This is a genomic window from Pseudomonas sp. R62 (assembly GCF_000257605.1).
Classification (GTDB): domain Bacteria; phylum Pseudomonadota; class Gammaproteobacteria; order Pseudomonadales; family Pseudomonadaceae; genus Aquipseudomonas; species Aquipseudomonas atacamensis.
Genome location: NZ_AHZM01000849.1, coordinates 1 through 1655, shown reverse-complemented (window position 1 = coordinate 1655; position 1655 = coordinate 1). Strand labels below are relative to the sequence as shown.

The following is a 1655-nucleotide window of genomic DNA, read 5'->3' as shown; positions in this document are numbered from 1 at the left end:
CCGATCTTTGCGCTTTTTGTTCGAACTCATCGGAATAGACTCGACTCCAACGAATATTGGTTTTGGGAGTCTTGATCATGGGTTTACTCGTCGACGGCCACTGGCAGGACAAGTGGTACGAAAGCAGCAAGGACGGCGCGTTCCAGCGCGAACAAGCGCAACGCCGCAACTGGGTGACCGCCGACGGTCAGCCAGGCCCCAGCGGTGAAGGCGGTTTCACTGCCGAAGCCGGGCGCTATCACCTCTATGCTTCCCTCGCCTGCCCTTGGGCGCATCGCACGCTGATCCTGCGCAAACTCAAAGGGCTGGAAGGTCTGATCGACGTGTCGGTGGTCAGCTGGCTGATGCTGGAGAACGGCTGGACTTTCGACAAAGCGCTCGGCTCGACCGGCGACAAACTCGATGGCTTCGACTTCATGCATCAGCGCTACACCGCTGACACGCCTGATTACACCGGGCGCGTGACGGTGCCAGTGCTGTGGGACAAGAAACTCAAGCGCATTGTCAGCAATGAATCGGCGGAAATCATCCGCATGTTCAACAGCGCCTTCGACGGGATCACTGGTAACGATCTGGACTTGTACCCGGCGCCGCTACGCAACGAGATCGATGCGCTGAACGAGCGGATCTACCCGGCGGTGAACAACGGTGTCTACCGCGCCGGATTCGCTACTTCGCAGCAAGCCTACGAACAGGCGTTCGATGAAGTCTTCGCCGAACTGGATCATCTGGAGCAACTGCTGGGTGCCAATCGTTACCTGAGCGGGGAATACCTGACCGAGGCCGATGTGCGTTTGTTCACCACGATGATTCGTTTCGACGCGGTGTACCACGGGCACTTCAAGTGCAACCTGCGGCGGATTGCCGACTACCCGAACCTGTCGAACTGGCTGCGCGAGATGTATCAGTGGCCGGGGATTGCCGAGACGGTGGATTTTCAGCATATCAAGCATCACTACTATGGCAGCCACAAGACCATCAACCCGACCGGCGTGGTGCCGAAGGGGCCGCAGCAGGATTTCAGCGTAGCGCATGATCGCGAGCGGTTGATCGGGAAAGGGGTTTGGCGCCGGGGTTGAAATTCGAGCAGCTCTTAAGGGCGCCATCGCTGGCAAGCCAGCTCCCACAAGGTCTTGTGTAATGCTGAAGATTGCAGCTTTGACACAATACCTGTGGGAGCTGGCTTGCCAGCGATTGGGGCGACGCGGTGTTTAGACCTGCGCCTGAGCCCCTTCAAACCACGCCAGCTTCTCGCGAAGTTGTACCACTTCGCCGACGATCACCAGGGTCGGCGCATGCACTTCATGCTCCGCCACCATTCGCGGCAAATCCGCCAGCGTGCCGGTGTGAAAACCCGCTGATTGACTGTAGTGCCCTGCTGAATCAACGCCGCCGGGGTATCTGCCGCGCGACCATGCTTGATCAACTGCTCACAGATGATCGGCAAACCCACCAGGCCCATGTAGAACACCAGCGTCTGCGCCGGGGCGACAAGATCGGCCCATGGCAGATCGGTGGAACCATCCTTCAAGTGGCCAGTGACAAACCGCACGGACTGCGCATGGTCACGGTGGGTCAGCGGAATCCCCGCATAAGCAGCGCAACCGCTGGCCGCCGTAATGCCCGGCACCACCTGGAATGGAATACCGTGGGCC

The 1655-nt window shown here is 59.3% G+C and carries 1 protein-coding gene and 1 pseudogene; one reads left to right on the top strand and one right to left on the bottom strand.

The features are described from left to right. Nucleotides 1-77 precede the first annotated feature (77 nt). The gene (locus OQK_RS00525; RefSeq protein ID WP_016770643.1) at nt 78-1079 is read left to right on the top strand and encodes a glutathione S-transferase family protein; all 1002 of its coding nucleotides are present in this window, start codon (nt 78-80) and stop codon (nt 1077-1079) included. A 132-nt stretch (nt 1080-1211) separates the two neighbouring features. Here OQK_RS00525 and OQK_RS00520 read toward each other — a convergent pair. Next, nucleotides 1212-1655 (bottom strand): annotated as a pseudogene (locus tag OQK_RS00520) (uroporphyrinogen-III C-methyltransferase); the annotation flags it as partial.